This window comes from Williamsia limnetica (assembly GCF_003217475.1).
Taxonomy (GTDB): domain Bacteria; phylum Actinomycetota; class Actinomycetes; order Mycobacteriales; family Mycobacteriaceae; genus Williamsia; species Williamsia limnetica.
This window is the reverse complement of sequence record NZ_QJSP01000001.1, coordinates 312,567-330,894: the sequence shown is the minus strand read 5'-3', so window position 1 is coordinate 330,894 and position 18,328 is coordinate 312,567. Positions and strand designations below refer to the sequence as shown.

Sequence of the window (18,328 nt, the reverse complement as noted above, 5' to 3'; positions counted from 1 at the left end):
GCGCCACCTCCGATGCCGGCTCGTTCGGCAAGGCCGTGGACCCCGACCTCCAGGCCCGCCTGGACACGCTGACCACCCGCAACGCGAAGCTGCTCGAGACCCTCAAAGAGGCTCGACAACAGCTCATCGCTCTGCGCGAAGAGGTGGATCGTCTCGGGCAACCGCCCAGCGGCTATGGCGTCCTGCTCGGGGTCTTCGAGGACCTCACGGTCGACGTGTTCACTTCCGGCCGCAAGATGCGACTCACCGTGTCCCCCAACATCGATCTGGACACACTCAAGCGTGGACAGTCCGTCCGCCTCAACGAGGCGCTGACCATCGTCGAGGCGGGCGACTTCGACTCCGTCGGCGAGATCAGCACCTTGCGCGAGGTCCTCGACGACGGACAGCGTGCCCTGGTCGTCGGGCACGCCGACGAAGAGCGCGTCGTCTGGCTCGCCGAACCGCTCAGCGAAGCGTTCCTCGCCGAGATCGAAGGCAACCGTAAGCTCCGTCCGGGAGACTCGCTGCTCATCGACACCAAGGCCGGGTTCGCTTTCGAACGCGTCCCCAAGGCCGAGGTCGAGGATCTCGTGCTCGAAGAGGTTCCCGACGTCAACTACGAGGACATCGGTGGTCTCGGTCGGCAGATCGAGCAGATCCGCGATGCCGTGGAGTTGCCGTTCCTGCACAAGGACCTGTTCCGGGAATACGATCTGCGTCCGCCGAAGGGTGTTCTGTTGTACGGCCCTCCCGGTTGCGGTAAGACGCTGATCGCCAAGGCGGTGGCCAATTCGCTCGCCAAGAAAATCGCTGAGGTTCGCGGCGACGATGCGCGCGAGGCCAAGTCGTTCTTCCTCAACATCAAGGGACCGGAGCTGCTCAACAAGTTCGTCGGTGAAACCGAGCGGCACATCCGCCTGATCTTCCAGCGGGCCCGCGAGAAGGCCTCCGAGGGTACTCCCGTGATCGTGTTCTTCGACGAGATGGACTCGATCTTCCGCACGCGTGGTTCGGGCGTGTCCTCCGACGTGGAGACCACGGTCGTACCGCAGCTGCTCAGTGAGATCGACGGTGTCGAGGGGCTCGAGAACGTCATCGTGATCGGTGCCTCCAACCGCGAGGACATGATCGATCCGGCCATCCTCCGGCCGGGCCGGCTCGATGTGAAGATCAAGATCGAGCGCCCGGATGCCGAGTCGGCGATGGACATCTTCTCCAAGTACCTCGTACCGACGCTCCCGATCCATCCAGACGACATCGACGAGTTCGGCGGCGACCGCGGCGCCTGTGTCAAGGCGATGATCGAGCGCGTGGTGGAGCGGATGTACGACGAGTCGGACGACAACCGGTTCTTGGAGGTGACATACGCGAACGGTGACAAAGAGATCATGTACTTCAAGGACTTCAACTCCGGTGCGATGATCCAGAACGTCGTCGACCGGTCCAAGAAGTACGCGATCAAGTCGCAGTTGGAGACCGGCCAGTCCGGTCTACGAATCCAGCATCTCTTCGATTCGATACTCGACGAGTTCGCGGAGAACGAAGACCTCCCGAACACCACCAACCCTGACGATTGGGCTCGGATCTCTGGCAAGAAGGGGGAGCGGATCGTGTACATCCGCACCCTCGTCACCGGCAAGAGCGCCGGCGCGAGCCGGGCAATCGACACCGAGACCAATACTGGTCAGTACCTGTAAGAACATCGATCGACGGCGGGGCCGGAGCATATCGCTCCGGCCCCGCCGTCGTCGGTCGTACCTTCCGGTGGGCCCGTTGCGTTTCCCGTGTCGTCCGACCGGCTGATCCTCGTGCCCGCAGAAGCGGGTCTGAAGCCATCGGCAGACTAAGGTGATGCGTTAATGAATGCATCCCCAACGCCGCTGCGGATCTGGGTGGACGGCACCGAGCAGAGATTGCGTCCGGCCGGGCGATTCACCATCGGACGTACGCCGGACAACGACATCGTCGTCATCCATCCGCTGGTGTCCCGCCGGCATCTGGCGATCGAGTGGCACGGATCATTCTGGACCGCTGTCGATCTGGGCAGCACCAACGGTTTCTACCTCGACGGTGCTCGGATGCGCGGTCTGGAACTCCGCAGCAACCAGCGCATCCGTCTGGGGGACGCCGCCACCGGTCCTCTTCTCGACATCGCGGTCACCCCACCGGTCGCGCCCGGTGCTCAACCGGTGCCTGCTACGCCCTCGGGCCCGATGAACCATTCCGGCCCGATGAGCAGACCTGCACAGGCGGCTCCGCCGTACGTACGGCAATCCGATCCGGCGTTCAGTGGGGCCGCGGGTGCACCTCATCTGCAGGCGCTGCACCAGAACATGTCCGCGGTGTACCAGGTCAGCCCCGACGGACAAATTCACCCACAAGCCTCCCCGCAGCGGCAGGCGATCGACATGGGCGGCTCCGCACGTCTGAGCATCGGACGGACGCCCGACAACGACATCGTCGTCAGCGACGTGCTGGCGTCCCGACGTCACGCTCGACTGCTCTCCACCCCACAGGGTCTCGCGATCGAAGATCTGCAGTCGGTGAACGGCACCTATGTCAACGGCCAACGGATCAGTCGGCAGATGCTGGCCGAAGGCGCGGTGGTCACCATCGGTAACAGTGACTTCGTGGTATCGGGAGGCACCCTCATCCGGGGCCAGGCCCAGGCTGCGGTCGCCGACGGATTACACGTTCACACGGTCGGCCTGAACATCGATGGCAAGCAACTGCTCCACGATGTCGAGTTCGCGGCAGGCCCGGGAACACTGACGGCTGTGATCGGCCCTTCGGGTGCCGGGAAGTCGACCGTTTCGAAGATCGTGGCGGGCGCGGCCAACCCGTCGACCGGAAGTGTCACCTTCGAGGGTCGCAGCGTGCACGCCGAATACGAGGCACTGCGTACCCGCATCGGAATGGTGCCCCAGGACGATGTGTTGCACCGTCGGCTCACCCTTCGGCAGGCGCTGCGATACGCCGCGGAACTGCGATTGCCGCCGGATATGAGCACATCCGACCGCGACAACGTCATCACCGGAGTGCTGGCCGAACTCCAGCTCACCGAACACCTCGACACCCGCGTCGACAAACTGTCAGGGGGCCAGCGTAAGCGTGCATCCGTCGCGATGGAGCTCCTGACCGGTCCTTCGCTGCTCATTCTCGACGAGCCCACTTCCGGCCTCGACCCGGCGTTGGACCGTCAGGTCATGTCGACGCTACGTAGGCTCGCCGATGCCGGCCGTGTGGTCATCGTCGTGACCCACTCGCTGACCTACCTGTCGATGTGCGACCAGGTGCTGTTGCTGGCGCCGGGCGGCAAGACAGCGTTCTGCGGTCCACCGTCAGCGGTGGGTGCCGCGATGGGGACCGAGGACTGGGCGGAGATCTTCGCGTTCGTGGCGGAACAGCCCGATGCTGCCCATCACCGCTACCGTTCACGCAATCAACGTCCGCCGACCCGGCCACCGAGTCTGCGGACCGGTTCACCGGTGCGACCGCCCCAGACGAGTTTCGGTCGGCAGACGTCCACCGTGTCACGGCGTCAGGTCCGGCTGATACTCGCCGACACCGGTTATCTGGCTTTCCTCGTCCTGCTGCCGATCGTCCTGGGTGCCCTGTCGCTGGTGATCCCGGGCACGGCGGGTTTCGGACTCAACAACAACGACAGTCTCGGCGAGACCGTGCAGATCCTGGTCGTGCTGGTGGTGGGTGCGAGCTTCATGGGTGCCGCGCTCACGGTTCGTGACCTGGTCGGCGAGCGCGCGATCTTCGTGCGTGAACGGGCCGTCGGCCTGCGACCAGGGGCGTACCTGTGGGCGAAGATGGTGGTGTTCTTCGTCGTGTCGATCCTGCAGTGCGCGGTGATGATCGCCATCACCTATGCGGGCAAGGGGACGCCGGGTCCCGGGTTGCTCACTTCGGGAGCGATCGAACTGTTTGTCGCCGTTGCGTTCTTGGCGTGCGTGAGCACGCTGATCGGCCTGGCGATCTCGGCGGCGGTGAACTCCAGTGAGCAGACGATGCCGCCGCTGGTGGTGGTCGTGATGGTGCAACTGGTGTTCTGCGGAGGTCTCTTCCCGCTGGCGGGGCGACCGGGTCTGGAACAGTTGTCGTGGATCTTCCCCGCCCGCTGGGGATACTCCGCGGCAGCGGCCGCCGTCGATCTGCGCCAGGTGTCGCCCGGTTCGCCGTCAACGCAGAAAGAAACCATCTGGGACCAGACCGTGGCGAACGTCGCTCTGGCGTATGGCGCGATGACAATCATCGGTCTGGTGCTGATCTGGTTCACCTACAGCAGGCTGATTCTGAAGAAAAGAACCCTTTAGGCCGCGGTCCGGGCCTTACCCGAGAAACGATGTGTGTTCGGAGCACGTTCGACTCACTGATGAGCGAACGCGACGACGCCGAGTTCAGCGTTGCTGGTGAGGAAGCGGTGTTGTGGCATGACCCTCACGGTGTATCCGATCGGCCCGGTCATCGGTAGCCCGATCGCGACCTCGAAGATCGGCTCGCCCGCCGGTCCCACTCTGCCGGTGACCAAGGGCATTGTCGTCGTGGCCGTCTGCGTGAGGTTCTCGTCATCGTCGACGCGCCCGATCACCGCCTGCACGAGCACCTGGTCCGGACGGAGGCCGGCCAGATCAACATGTGCGGTGAGCGTCATCGTGGACCCGAGCAATGGGATGTCTTCCAGTCCCGCGCTGTCGACGTCGAGCACTTTCACCCCGGACCAGGCTGTCTCGACCTGGTGGCGGAACTGTGCGAGTTCGCGTGCCCCGCGGTAGTTGTCGTCGGCGACCTCGCGTCCCGAGATCGCCGCGGGTGCGTAGTACTCCTCGGTGTAGTCGCGCACCATCCGCGAGGCCAGCACCTGCGGTCCCAGGGTGTGCAGAGTGTGGCGCACCATCTCGACCCACCGCGTCGGGACGCCATCGGAACCGGCGTCGTAGAACTTCGGCACCACAACGTTCTCGAGCAACTCGTACAGCGCTGCCGCCTCGAGATCGTCGCGGCGCGCATCATCGGTCACTCCGTCGGCGGTCGGAATGGCCCAACCGTTCTCGCTGTCCGACATCTCGTCCCACCAACCGTCGAGAATCGACAGGTTCAGGCCGCCGTTGAGTGCCGATTTCATGCCGGAGGTTCCACAGGCCTCCATCGGACGCAGCGGATTGTTCAGCCACACGTCGCAGCCGCCGTACAGGAATCGTGCCATCGACATGTCGTAATCCGGCAGGAACACGATCCGGTGCCGGACATCGTTGGCGTCGGCGAACCGCACGATCTTCTGGATGAGCGCCTTGCCGCCGTCGTCCGCCGGATGTGCCTTGCCCGCGACGACGAGTTGCACGGGGCGCTCCTTGTCGAGCAACAGCGACTTCAGTCGGTCGGTGTCGCGCAGCATCAAGGTGAGACGCTTGTATGTCGCTGCGCGCCTGGCGAACCCGATCGTCAGCACTCGCGAACTGAAAACGCCTGCTGTCCAGCCTAATTCGGCGGCGGAGAAACCTCGTTCGAGGCCGGACCGGCGGAGCCTTCGCCGAACCTCACCGATCAACTCGGTACGAAGTAGGTTCCGGGTCGCCCAGAGCTGTTGCGCTGGGACATTTTTCATCGCGGCGAGGGTCTCTGTCTCATCTGGAGTCCCGCCGTTGCCGTCGGTGGCCAGTTCGGTCCAGCGCCGAGATGACCAGGTGGGGGCGTGCACCCCGTTGGTGACCGAGCCGATGGGTACCTGCGCGGCGTCGAAACCCGGCCACAGCGGGCCGAACATCTCCCGACTGACCGCGCCGTGCAGTTTGGACACACCGTTGGTGCGCTGCCCGAGGCGCAGACCCATGTGCGCCATGTTGAAGACCCCGGGATCACTCTCGCTGCCCAATTCCAGGATTCGGGACACTTCGAGCCCCGGCAGCAGGGTGGACTGTCCCTGCTCGTCGCCGAAGTAGTGGCGCACCATATCGAGAGGGAAGCGGTCGATACCTGCGGGGACAGGCGTGTGCGTGGTGAAGACTGTCGACGCACGCACCGCCGCGAGTGCGGTGTCGAAGTCGAGTCCGGCACCGGTCGGTGACACGAATTCTCGGATCCGCTCGGCGCCCAGGAACCCCGCATGCCCCTCGTTCATGTGGAAGACGTCGGGGTCGGGCAGTCCCTGGATCCGGGTGTACTCGCGTACCGCGCGCACCCCGCCGACCCCGGCCAGGATCTCTTGCTTGATGCGATGGTCCTGGTCGCCGCCGTACAGCCGGTCGGTGACACCACGCAGATCGGTGTCATTGTCCGGTATGTCGGAGTCGAGCAGCAGCAAGGGGATTCGTCCCACGTCAGCCACCCAGAGACGGGCCCGCAACACCCGGTTGTCGGGCATCGGAACCCGAACGGTGACCGGGTTTCCATCCGCGTCGTTGACGGTGCGGACCGACAAGCCCTGCGGATCCAGATTCGGGTAGCGCTCGGTCTGCCAACCGTCGGCAGTGAGTGACTGCCGGAAGTAGCCGCTGCGGTACAGCAAGCCGACGCCGATCAGCGGCAGTCCGAGGTCGGACGCGGCCTTGAGGTGGTCGCCGGCGAGGATCCCGAGTCCACCCGAGTAGATCGGGAGTACCTCAGAGACACCGAACTCCATCGAGAAGTACGCGATACCGGTGGGGAAGCGGTTCCCGGAGGTCACCTGCTGCTGGAACCACCTGGGTTGGCTCAGGTAGGCGTCGAGGTCTGCGGCGAGCTCGTCGAGGCTGCTCAGGAAGTCCTGATCTTCCGCGAGTTCACGCAGGCGACCCGGCCCGACGTCACCCAGCAAGCGCAGCGGATCCCTCGACTCCGCCCACAGGTCCGGGTCGATGGAGGCGAAGAGATCTTGGGTCGGCGGGTGCCAGGACCAACGCAGGTTGGTCGACAGATCCGCCAGGGCCTGGAGGGGCTCGGGCAGGTGGGCGCGGACGGTGAAGCGGCGCAGTGCTTTCACGGCGCAAACCCTACCGACGACCGGCCGCCTGCGCGACCGCGATGGTCAGATGTACATCTGGACGTAATCCGAGGGGGCCGGCGGCGAGGAGCGCGCGACGGGCCTTGTCCGGTGCACGGCTAGGCTCGGGGAATGCAGCGCATAATCGGAACCGAAGTCGAGTACGGGATCTCGGCACCGAACGATCCCGGTGCCAACCCGATCATGACCTCGACCCAGGCTGTTCTCGCCTACGCGGCAGCCGCAGGCGTTCCCCGTGCGAAGCGGACACGCTGGGACTACGAGGTCGAATCACCGTTGCGAGATGCACGTGGTTTCGATCTGGGCCGAAGCTCGGGCCCGGCCCCGATCATCGATGCCGACGAGGTCGGCGCCGCCAACATGATCCTCACCAACGGCGCTCGACTTTACGTCGATCACGCCCACCCGGAATACTCCGCGCCTGAGGTCACCGACCCGCTCGACGCCGTCATCTGGGACAAGGCGGGCGAACGGGTCATGGAGGCCGCGGCGAGGCACGTGGCGAGTGTTCCCGGAGCCCCCAAGCTGCAGTTGTACAAGAACAACATCGACAACAAGGGCGCCTCCTACGGCACCCACGAGAACTACCTGATGGCGCGTTCCACTCCGTTCACGTCGGTCATCACCGGGCTCACCCCGTTCTTCGCATCGCGTCAGGTGTTCACTGGGTCAGGCCGGGTCGGCATCGGCCAATCCGGCGATGAGACCGGCTTCCAGCTCAGCCAGCGCGCCGACTACATCGAGGTGGAGGTGGGCCTGGAGACCACGCTCAAACGCGGCATCATCAACACCCGGGACGAACCGCACGCCGACCCCGAACGCTATCGCCGTCTCCATGTGATCATCGGAGATGCAAATCTGGCCGAGACGGCGACATATCTGAAGGTGGGCACAGCCTCCCTGGTCCTCGACCTCATCGAAGCGGGCGTCGAGCTCAGCGACCTCGAACTCGCCAGGCCGGTGCACGCCGTCCACGTGATCAGTCACGATCCGACACTGCAGGCCACCGTCGCCCTCGCCGACGGGCGGGAGATGACGGCGCTTGCGCTGCAAAGGATCTACCACGAGCGCGTCTCGGCTTTCCACGATGCCAATCACAGTGACGACCTGCGGGCGAAGGACGTCATCGACACCTGGGCGGATGTGCTCGACAAACTCGAGCGCGACCCGATGGAGTGCGCGGATCTGCTGGACTGGCCCGCGAAACTCCGATTGCTCGAGGGTTTCCGCCAGCGCGAGAACCTGGCCTGGTCTGCGCCGCGACTACACCTGGTGGACCTTCAGTACTCCGATGTCAGGCTCGACAAGGGTCTGTACAACCGGTTGGTCGCCCGTGGCTCCATGAAGCGTCTGACCACCGAACAGCAGGTCATGGATGCGATCGGGACCCCACCGGAGAACACCCGGGCGTACTTCCGCGGCGAGTGCTTGCGCAGGTTCGGCGCCGACATCGCGGCAGCGAGTTGGGATTCGGTGATCTTCGACCTCGGCGGCGAGTCACTGGTCCGGATCCCCACGCTCGAACCCCTTCGGGGGAGTCGGGCTCACGTCGGTGAACTGCTCGATTCGGTCAATTCGGCGGCCGAACTGGTCGATCAGCTGACCAATCCGTAGTGCGGCCCGCGTCTGCATATACCGGGCGGGATCGCCTTTGCCCGGTAGGGTGAACATACGAACGGTCCCTGCGGGACCGTGGTCTGAAGGAGGCAGCGATGGCGCAGGAACAAACCAAGCGCACGGGCGGTAACGACGACGACAACGAGTCCGGTCCCGATTCGGGTGCCGGCCAGGAACGCCGTGAGAAGCTGGCCGACGACACCGACGACCTGCTCGACGAGATCGACGATGTGCTCGAAGAGAATGCCGAGGACTTCGTCCGTGCCTATGTCCAGAAGGGCGGCCAGTGACCGATCGAATACGGTCTCTCGGCCAGGACATCTCATCGTTTTCCGACTACCTGCGTAATCACGCTCCAGACTTGTTGCCCAAGAACAGGTTTCCAGAGGGGGCTACCGCGAATATCCCGCACGGCACCACGATCGTCGCGATCACCTACCCCGGCGGGGTGGTGATCGCTGGTGATCGGCGTGCCACTGCAGGCCACCTGATCGCCAGCCGCGACATGCGGAAGGTGTTCATCACCGACGAGTACTCGGCGGCCGGTATCGCAGGCACCGCCGGTGTGGCCATCGAGATGATCCGGTTGTTCGCCGTGGAACTCGAGCACTACGAGAAGATCGAAGGCGTATCGCTCACGCTCGACGGCAAGGTCAATCGCCTCGCGTCGATGGTCCGCTCGAACCTGGAGGCCGCGATGGCCGGTCTGGCAGCGATTCCGCTGCTCGTCGGCTACGACTCGGACGCGGTCGATCCGCAGCGACCCGGCCGCATCTTCTCGTTCGACGTCGCGGGCGACCGACACGAAGAGCACGGCGGCTACCAGGCCATCGGGTCGGGCTCGGTGTTCGCGAAGTCTGCGATCAAAAAGCTGTACCGCCACGACATGACCGCGGCGCAAGCGCTCGAGATCGCTGTCGAGTCGCTCTACGACGCGGCCGACGACGACTCCGCGACCGGTGGACCCGACATGGTGCGTGGGCTCTATCCCACGGCGGCAACGGTGGGTCCCGATGGCGCGACGGTGGTCTCGACCGAAGAGATCGAAGAGGCGGCGCGGTCCGTCATCGCCCGTCGTTCGGCCGGATACGGCGTTCAGCAGAGCTCGACCGGTCCGGTAAATGGCGACAACGCAGGTGGTGAAGCGTGACCTTTCCGTATTACGCCAGTGCCGAACAGATCATGCGCGACCGTTCGGAGTTGGCCCGCAAGGGTATTGCGCGCGGTCGCAGCGTCATAGCGCTCACCTACGCCGACGGTGTGCTGTTCGTGGCCGAGAACCCGTCGAACACGCTTCGCAAGGTCAGCGAGATCTACGATCGCATCGGTTTCGCGGCCGTCGGTAAATACAACGAGTTCGAGAGTCTGCGCAAGGCCGGCATCCAGCATGCCGACATGCGCGGCTATCAATACGATCGGCTCGACGTCAGCGGCCTGTCCTTGGCGAACGCTTATGCGAGCACGTTGGGTGCGGTGTTCACCGAGCAGCCTAAGCCTTACGAGGTGGAGTTGTGTGTGGCAGAGGTGAGCCGCCCCGGCAAGCCCGGCCCGTCGCAGCTGTACCGGATCACCTACGACGGTTCGATCGTCGACGAGGCCAAGTTCCTCGTCATGGGCGGTACGACCGAGGCGATCTCGGCGTCGATGAAGGAGTCGTACGACTCGGAGGCGGATCTGCGGAGCGCCGTGGCGTCCGCGATCGGTGCGTTGCAGACTCCGGCCGCCTCCAACGGGTCCGGTTCGTCATCGTCGTCATCGTCATCGTCGACTCAGGCACCCGCTGCGGAGCCACGGAAGCTCGAGCCGAGCGACCTCGAAGTCGCGGTGCTCGATCACAATCGTCCTCGTCGCGCGTTCCGGCGACTGACGGGTTCGACACTCGTCGACCTTCTCCCGGAAGGCTCGACCGAACACTGAAGCACCACCCACCAGGACACTCGACGGTAGGTTGAAATCGTGGAACGACGAATAATGGGTATCGAAACCGAGTTCGGTGTCACGTGCACTTTTCACGGGCATCGTCGGCTCAGTCCCGACGAAGTTGCGCGGTATCTCTTCCGCCGGGTGGTCTCGTGGGGTCGCTCGTCGAACGTGTTCCTGCAAAACGGGGCGCGGCTCTACCTCGACGTCGGGTCGCACCCGGAGTACGCGACCGCGGAGTGCGACAACCTGCAGCAGTTGATCGAACACGACCGGGCCGGCGAACTGGTGCTGGAAGATCTTCTCGTCGACGCCGAGCGGCGCCTTGCCGACGAGGGGATCGGCGGCGACATCTACCTGTTCAAGAACAACACGGACTCGGCAGGCAATTCGTACGGGTGCCACGAGAACTATCTGGTGGTCCGGGCCGGGGAGTTCTCCCGGATCTCGGATGTTCTGCTCCCGTTTCTGGTGACCCGCCAACTGATCTGCGGTGCGGGCAAAGTCCTGCAGACTCCGAAGGCCGCCACCTTCTGCTTGTCCCAGCGAGCCGAACACATCTGGGAAGGCGTCTCCTCGGCGACCACGCGCAGTAGGCCGATCATCAACACCCGAGACGAGCCGCATGCTGACGCCGAGAAATACCGGCGATTGCACGTCATCGTCGGTGACTCCAACATGGCCGAGACGACGACGATGCTCAAGGTCGGATCGGCAGCACTGGTTCTCGAGATGATCGAGGCGGGCGTCTCGTTCCGGGACTTCGCCCTCGACAACCCCATCAGGGCGATCCGGGAGGTCTCGCACGACCTCACCGGTCGTCGTCCGGTACGACTGGCCGGCGGCCGGCAGGCGAGTGCGCTCGACATCCAACGCGAGTACCACGCGCGCGCCGTCGAGCACCTGCGCACTCGCAAGCCCGACCAGAACATGACCCAGGTGGTCGACCTCTGGGGCCGGATGCTCGATGCTGTGGAGCAACAGGACTACGCGAAGGTCGACACCGAGATCGACTGGGTGATCAAGCGCAAATTGTTCCAGCGCTATCAGGATCGCTACTCGATGGAACTGTCCGATCCGAAGATCTCGCAACTCGACCTTGCCTACCACGACATCAAACGGGGTCGTGGTGTGTTCGATCTGCTGCAACGCAAGGGGCTGGCTGCTCGGGTCACCACAGACGAGGCAATCGCCGCCGCCGTCGACACCCCGCCGCAAACCACGAGAGCGAAGTTGCGTGGCGACTTCATCGCGGCCGCACAGAAGGCGGGCCGCGACTTCACGGTCGACTGGGTGCACCTCAAACTCAACGACCAGGCCCAGCGAACAGTGCTGTGCAAGGATCCGTTCCGCAATGTCGATGAGCGCGTCGAACGCCTGATCGCGTCCATGTAGACCTCGCAGCACTAGTCTGGGCGCGTGGCGAAATCGGTGAACACAGTCGCGGGGAGCGGGATCGGCGCAGGGCCCAAGCCAAAGGCGAAGGTCGAGCGGCAGATGAATCTGGTCATCTGCCTGCTGTCGACCCGCCAGTTCCTCTCTGCCGAGCAGATTCGAAAGATCGTCGGCGGCTACGAGACGTCCAAAACAGATGAAGCGTTCAACCGGATGTTCGAACGGGACAAGAACGAACTCCGGGATCTGGGGATTCCACTCGAGACCGGGCGCAGCTCGGGCCTGGCGTCCGTCGACGGCTACCGCATCGACCGTGACGCCTACGAACTCAGTGATATTGATCTGACCGAGGAAGAGGCCGCTGCGGTCGCCCTGGCTGCGGCGCTATGGGATTCGCCGGGGCTTGCCGCCAACACTCACAGCGCGCTGATGAAGTTGCGCGCCGCGGGTGTGCAGGTCGATACAGACGCCGGCTTCGAGGATTCTGCGCCCGCCATCCATGCCTCCGCCCCGCGCGGGATAGGTTCCCAGGAAGTACTCACGACCCTGCTTGCGGCTGTCGATGCGCGCCGCCAGGTGCGATTCGAACATCGCTCTGCCAGGAATCAGCCGTACCGGACACGGACGATGAAGCCTTGGGGAGTCGTCACCCACCAGCGTCGTTGGTATCTGGTCGGCCACGACGAGGACCGCGGTGAGCCCCGGACGTTCCGGCTCTCCCGCATCGCCTCGGTGGAGCCGTTCGGCAGACCGGGTGTGGTGGTGCAACCTGCCGACGTCGATCTGCGGGCTATCGTGGCCGATGCGGTGACGGTGTCCGGTCCGCCTCGGATGGCCAAGATCTGGGTGGCGCGCGACCGCGCGGCGGGTCTGCGGCGGATCGCGGCGACGTCCTCACCGGGTGCCTTCGCGGGCCGCGATGGGACGGTGCTGGACATCGCGATGAACTCGGTCGACGGTTTGTCGCGGCAGGTGCTGGGCGCCGGAGCCGATGCGGTGGTCCTGGAACCGGCGGAACTCCGGGAGAACGTCGTCAGAGAACTCCGTGCGCTGGTCGGGGGACGAGCATGAGTACCGCAGCTGCCACCTCTCACCTCACCCGACTGTTGGTCATGGTCCCGTACCTGCAAGCTCACCCCGGGGTCAGCGCCGCGACGGCTGCGCGCGATCTGGGGACCACCAGCAAACAGATCATGGACGACCTCAACCAGCTGTGGATGTGCGGGTTACCGGGATACTCGCCCGGTGACCTGATCGATCTGTCGTTCACCGAAGAAAGCATCGAGGTCACCTTCTCGGCGGGCATCGATCATCCACTTCGCCTGACCGCGGCGGAAGCAGCGCCTCTCCTCATTGCATTGAGGGCATTGATCGACACCGCGGGGGTCGTCGACACGGGTGCGGCGCGGACCGCGATCGCAAAGATCGAGGCGGCGATGGGCCCGTCGTCGGGCTCGGGTATCACGGCGCCCAAAGACGCCGGGCCGGCCGAGTCCGATGCGGTGGTGGTCGTCCGCGCCGCGGTTCGCGACAAACGTGCGCTTCGCCTGCGCTATTACTCCGCGTCGCGGGACGCGGTCACCGATCGAATCGTCGATCCCGTGCGACTGCAGGTGGTCGAGGGGAACGGGTACCTGGAAGCCTGGTGCCGCGACAGCGACGGAATCCGTCTGTTCCGGTTCGACCGGATCGACGAGGCGGTTGTGCTCGATGAGCCGGCGACCCCGCCTCCCGGCACTGACGATTCGGCCGCGCTCGGCCTGTTCGAATCCGATCCGGCACTGCCGTCCGCGTTGATCGAGATCGATCCAGACGTGATCTGGGTGATGGAGTACTACCTGATCGAACCGGCCGATCCCGATGCGGTCCCGGACTCGACCAAGCCGCTTCTGGCGACCATGACCTACGGTTCGGCCGAATGGCTGACCCGTTTCATCGCCAGCTTCGGCGGGAAGATCCGTGTCCTCGACAACCCGGATGTCAGCACTGCGATCAGTGACCGGGCGGCCGCGGCTCTGGCTATGTACCTCCAGGAACCATCCGATTCCCTGTGAACGTTTGGCAAACCCGGTCGGGTACGCCAGGCCGCGTCGGCAACTCCGGTAGCATCAATCCCATAGGCGATCTTGCCCATAGTCGATCGTGTCAGAAAGGTAGTTCAATGACTGGAGCACTCAGCTGGTGGCACATCGTCATTGTGGTCGCCGTATTCATACTTCTGTTCGGTTCGAAGAAGCTGCCTGACGCCGCACGCGGCCTCGGCCGTTCCATGCGCATCTTCAAGAGCGAGATCAAAGAGATGCAGAACGACGGCAAGCCCGAGGGTGAGACACCCTCCGCCGACGGTGCTCCGCAGATCACGTCAGGCCCCGACGGCGCGACCCCATCGCAGAACAAGCCCGAGACCGAACGTCGATCCGCCTGAGCCGATCGCGATCCCGTTGGCAGTCAGGGCTGCAGTTCACCGTTCATGAGACTTCGGTGACCGAGCCGGCTCGGTGCCAATCCACCAGCTACTGATCTGAAAACAGTCCACCAGTGCGCATTCCTCTCGACCCACGGCGCCGCAAGCGCAAGGTCAACCCCGACGGCACCATGTCGTTGGTCGACCACCTCCGCGAATTGCGGACCCGGCTGCTGATCTCGGTGGCCGCGATCGCCTTCACCACGATCCTCGGTTTCCTGTGGTACACCCACGGAGTTCTCGGTATGGATTCACTCGGTGACCTGCTCCGACAGCCCTACTGCGATCTGCCGGCGTCCTCGCGGGCGAATCTCACCACCGACGACGCGTGCCGACTGTTGGCGACAGGGCCGTTCGATCAGTTCATGCTTCGCCTCAAGGTCGCCCTCACCGCAGGCTTCGTGATGGCCTGCCCGGTCTGGTTCTACCAGTTGTGGTCGTTCATCACTCCAGGCATGCATTCCAAGGAGCGCAAGTACGCAGTGTCGTTCGTTGCCGCCGCGGCCGTCTTGTTCATCGGTGGCACAGTGCTCGCGTACCTGGTCGTCAGCAAGGCCTTCGAGTTCCTGCTCACCGTCGGTGACAATGTGCAGATCACGGCGCTGGCCGGCGACCACTACTTCAATTTCCTGCTTCATCTGTTGCTCATCTTCGGTGTCAGCTTCGAGATACCCCTGCTGATCGTCTCGCTGAATCTGATCGGGGTGCTTCCCTACTCCAAGTTGAAGGCCTGGCGTCGCGGACTGAACTTCGGGATGTTCGTCTTCGCGGCCGTGGCGACCCCCGGCAACGACCCGTTCACGATGTTGGCGCTCGCGATCGCCCTCTGCATCCTGCTCGAGTTCGCGATTCAGATCGCGCGCATCCACGACAAGCGCAAGGCCAAGCGTGAAGCACTGGAGTGGGGCGACGTGAGCGACGACGAGGCCTCTCCGATCACACCGGCATCGCCTGCCGAACCGGCGACTGGTCCGGTCCGGTCACCTGCGCCGGTATCGGCTACGTCCTCGACGAGCGGAGTCGATCACTACGATGACACTCTCTGACACCCGGGCAGAACTGGAAAGGTTCTCCGCCCGTCAGGCGTTCGCGCTCGATCCGTTCCAGCTCGACGCGTGCGCGGCGCTGGCCGATGGTCACGGTGTCCTGGTCTGTGCACCGACGGGCGCAGGCAAGACGATCGTCGGCGAGTTCGCGGTGCATCTCGCACTCGCCGCGGGAAGTAAGTGTTTCTACACCACGCCCATCAAGGCTTTGAGCAATCAAAAGTATGCGGACCTCGTCCGTGTGCACGGTGCAGATTCGATCGGATTGCTGACGGGTGACTCGTCGGTGAACTCGAACGCGCCGGTCGTGGTCATGACGACCGAAGTGCTGCGCAACATGATCTACGCGAACTCGCCTGCGCTGGAGCATTTGTCGCACGTGGTGATGGATGAAGTGCACTTCTTGGCCGACCGTTTCCGCGGAGCCGTCTGGGAAGAGGTGATACTGCACCTGGCGCCATCGGTGCGCGTGGTCAGCCTGTCGGCGACAGTCAGCAACGCCGAGGAGTTCGGCTCCTGGATCCAAACGGTCCGCGGCGACACAACGGTGATCGTCGACGACCACCGGCCGATTCCTCTGAGCCAGCACATGATTGTCGGGAACAGGCTGTTCGACCTGTTCGACAGCAAGGAACCGAGCGCTCCGAACAAGAAGCCAGCGGTCAACCCCGAACTGACCCGATACATCAGGCACCGTGAGTTGGCCGCCCGCCGCGAGGACGACTACACGCCGCGTGGACCGCGAGGCCGACGTGGTGCATCGCAGCGCAACGATCCGCGACGCGGCGGAACCCGGCCGATCTCGAGGCCTGACCTGATCGCCCGGCTCGACCGCGACGGGTTGCTGCCCGCGATCGGGTTCATCTTCTCGCGTGCCGGATGTGAGGGCGCGCTGAGCCAGTGCCTTCGATCGGGGCTGCGCTTGCTCGAGCCGCACCAGGCCGACGAGGTCAACCGCATCGTCGACAAGTACGTCTCTGAACTGTCGGCATCGGATCAGGACATCCTGGGGGTGCCCACCTGGCGGGAAGGCCTGACCCGGGGGTTCGCCGCGCATCACGCCGGGTTGCTGCCCGCGTTCCGCCACGCAGTCGAAGAGTTGTTCGTCAAGGGCCTGGTGAAAGCCGTCTTCGCAACGGAGACGTTGGCGTTGGGAATCAACATGCCGGCCCGATCAGTGGTGCTCGAGCGTCTGATCAAGTTCAACGGCGAAGCGCACGTCGATCTGACGCCGGGGGAGTACACGCAGTTGACCGGCCGGGCAGGCCGACGCGGCATCGACATCGAAGGACACGCTGTCGTCGTCTGGACCGACGATCTCGAGCCCACCCGGGTGGCCGGCCTGGCCGGGGCGAGAACCTTCCCCCTGCGGAGCTCGTTCGCGCCCGAATACAACATGGCGGTGAACCTGATCGGCCGACTCGGCCTTGCCGGTTCCCGCAATCTCCTCGATCGTTCATTCGCACAATTCCAGGCCGACAAGTCGGTGGTGGGTCAGGCACGGCAGATCGACACCGCGCGTCGGCAGCTCCGCAAGATCGAGGTCGAACTCGAGAACCGGGCGGAAGGCCGCGGGCTCGATGGCGGAATCGATGGGTTCCTCGGCTATACGCGGCTGCGTGAAGAGATCCGCTCCCGTGAGCGCTCGCTGAAGTTCGAGGATCGAATGGCCACCCAGCAGAGCACAGTCGAGGATCTGTCCGCCCTCAAGCGCGGACAGGTGATCGGATTACACGGAGGTCGGCACCGCGGATTGGCAGTGGTCCTCGAGGCCGCGACCGATCTTCGCGATCCGAAGCCGCTGGTGATTTGTGAAGATGCCTGGTGTGGCCGCGTCGGGCCTCGCGATTTCCTCAACCCGCCGCAGGTTCTCGGGAACATGCGCTTGGCGAAGCAGGTGGACCGACGAACCGGACGCGGCAGGCGAGACCTCGCGTCCGCATTGAGGTCGTCGGGCATCGACATGCCGAGGGGCAAGCAGAGCAAGCGTACGCAGGCAGCCGACGACAGGGGACTGGCCCGGCTTCGTGCCGAGCTCCGCGAGCATCCGGCACATCAGATACCGCAACACGATGAGCTGTTTCGACTCGCTGAACGGCGCAATCGCGTCGCACGAGAGATCACCGCGCTCGAAGAGTCCGTCGCGCAGCGCACGTCCACCTTGTCGATCAATTTCGACCGCATAGTCGGGGTACTCAAAGAACTCGGGTATCTCGAACAGAACGCGGGCAAGTCGAACGGCGACCTCATGGTGACCAAGGCAGGGGACACGCTGAGCCGCGTGTACAGCGAAAGTGATCTGCTGATCTGCGAGTGCATCCGGTCGGGATTGTGGGATCAGCTGGGAGCCGCTGAACTCGCGGCAGTCGCGTCATCCGTGGTGTACGAGTCGCGGCGCGATTCCTACGGTGGCGCGGAACTGGTCACCGGTGTCGCGAGCGTCCGAGAAGCGCTGAGCCGCACCCATGCGGCCTGGCAGACGCTCACGCGGATCGAGATGAGTCATCTCATAGAACCCACCCGTGAGCCTGACGCCGGATTCGCCACCGCCATCTACTTGTGGGCATCTGGTCGCAGCCTGACCGAGGTACTGGCTGCCGCCGGCGAACGCGGTACATCCTTGCCTGCGGGTGATTTCGTGCGGTGGAGCCGGCAGGTCATCGATCTGCTGGAGCAGATGCGTACTGCGGCAAGTCTGGAATCGTCCGGCGAATCGCGTTTGACGAAGTCGGCAACAGCTGCGATCGCCGCTATCCGCCGTGGTGTGGTGGCCGTCGAGCTCGGCTGACCACAGCCGATGGCGGGAGTGCGACATCGGTCGCGCCCAGCTTGAGCCTTCCGAATCACGCCCGGGATGTGCGGTATGTTCGGGGTCGGTGATCCCCGTTACTTCGGTGCGGTGAGGACAAGCGGAGG

12 protein-coding genes and 1 pseudogene are annotated in these 18,328 nt (G+C 64.4%); 12 read left to right on the top strand and 1 reads right to left on the bottom strand.

Features of this window, described 5'->3' with window-relative positions:
* Positions 1-44: 44 nt before the first annotated feature.
* Both arc and DFR67_RS01570 read left to right on the top strand, forming a co-directional pair.
* Positions 45-1,679, top strand: a pseudogene (gene arc / locus DFR67_RS01575) (proteasome ATPase); the annotation flags it as partial.
* Positions 1,680-1,841: 162 nt separating this feature from the next.
* Positions 1,842-4,307 (top strand): FHA domain-containing protein, encoded by a 2,466-nt coding sequence (locus DFR67_RS01570; RefSeq protein WP_110467641.1) that lies wholly within the window; start codon positions 1,842-1,844, stop codon positions 4,305-4,307.
* A gap of 53 nt (positions 4,308-4,360) precedes the next feature.
* On the opposite strand, the gene glgP is transcribed toward DFR67_RS01570, so the two are convergent.
* Entirely contained in the window at positions 4,361-6,949 is a 2,589-nt protein-coding gene (gene glgP / locus DFR67_RS01565) for an alpha-glucan family phosphorylase (RefSeq protein WP_110467640.1), read from the bottom strand.
* Positions 6,950-7,081: 132 nt separating this feature from the next.
* Here glgP and dop point away from each other — a divergent pair, with 132 nt between their 5' ends.
* The 10 genes from dop (at position 7,082) to DFR67_RS01515 (ending at position 18,200) form a co-directional block, all read left to right on the top strand.
* Positions 7,082-8,584, top strand: a complete 1,503-nt coding sequence (gene dop, locus DFR67_RS01560; protein WP_110467639.1) for a depupylase/deamidase Dop — start codon at positions 7,082-7,084, stop codon at positions 8,582-8,584.
* 98 nt (positions 8,585-8,682) lie between these two features.
* Positions 8,683-8,877, top strand: coding sequence for a ubiquitin-like protein Pup (locus DFR67_RS01555; RefSeq protein WP_084896705.1), 195 nt, complete (start codon positions 8,683-8,685; stop codon positions 8,875-8,877).
* Positions 8,874-9,737, top strand: coding sequence for a proteasome subunit beta (gene prcB / locus DFR67_RS01550; RefSeq protein WP_110467638.1), 864 nt, complete (start codon positions 8,874-8,876; stop codon positions 9,735-9,737). The genes DFR67_RS01555 and prcB overlap by 4 nt, the downstream gene beginning before the upstream one ends.
* Positions 9,734-10,504, top strand: coding sequence for a proteasome subunit alpha (gene prcA, locus DFR67_RS01545; RefSeq protein ID WP_110467637.1), 771 nt, complete (start codon positions 9,734-9,736; stop codon positions 10,502-10,504). Before prcB ends, prcA begins: the two co-directional genes overlap by 4 nt.
* 39 nt (positions 10,505-10,543) lie before the next feature.
* Positions 10,544-11,902 carry a Pup--protein ligase gene (gene pafA / locus DFR67_RS01540; protein WP_110467636.1) on the top strand — a complete coding sequence of 453 codons (1,359 nt, stop codon included), beginning with the start codon at positions 10,544-10,546 and terminating at the stop codon, positions 11,900-11,902.
* A gap of 102 nt (positions 11,903-12,004) precedes the next feature.
* Positions 12,005-12,973: a helix-turn-helix transcriptional regulator gene (locus tag DFR67_RS01535; RefSeq protein WP_110467883.1), complete on the top strand. Its 969-nt coding sequence runs from the start codon at positions 12,005-12,007 to the stop codon at positions 12,971-12,973.
* On the top strand, positions 12,970-13,956 hold the full coding sequence (locus tag DFR67_RS01530) for a helix-turn-helix transcriptional regulator (protein WP_110467635.1): 987 nt from the start codon (positions 12,970-12,972) through the stop codon (positions 13,954-13,956). Before DFR67_RS01535 ends, DFR67_RS01530 begins: the two co-directional genes overlap by 4 nt.
* Before the next feature lie 107 nt (positions 13,957-14,063).
* On the top strand, positions 14,064-14,327 hold the full coding sequence (tatA, locus tag DFR67_RS01525) for a Sec-independent protein translocase subunit TatA (protein WP_110467634.1): 264 nt from the start codon (positions 14,064-14,066) through the stop codon (positions 14,325-14,327).
* A 113-nt stretch (positions 14,328-14,440) separates the two neighbouring features.
* Positions 14,441-15,412 (top strand): twin-arginine translocase subunit TatC, encoded by a 972-nt coding sequence (gene tatC, locus DFR67_RS01520; RefSeq protein WP_110467633.1) that lies wholly within the window; start codon positions 14,441-14,443, stop codon positions 15,410-15,412.
* A complete protein-coding gene (locus DFR67_RS01515; protein WP_110467632.1) occupies positions 15,399-18,200 on the top strand; it encodes a DEAD/DEAH box helicase in 2,802 nt (933 codons plus the stop codon). Before tatC ends, DFR67_RS01515 begins: the two co-directional genes overlap by 14 nt.
* Positions 18,201-18,328 lie beyond the last annotated feature (128 nt).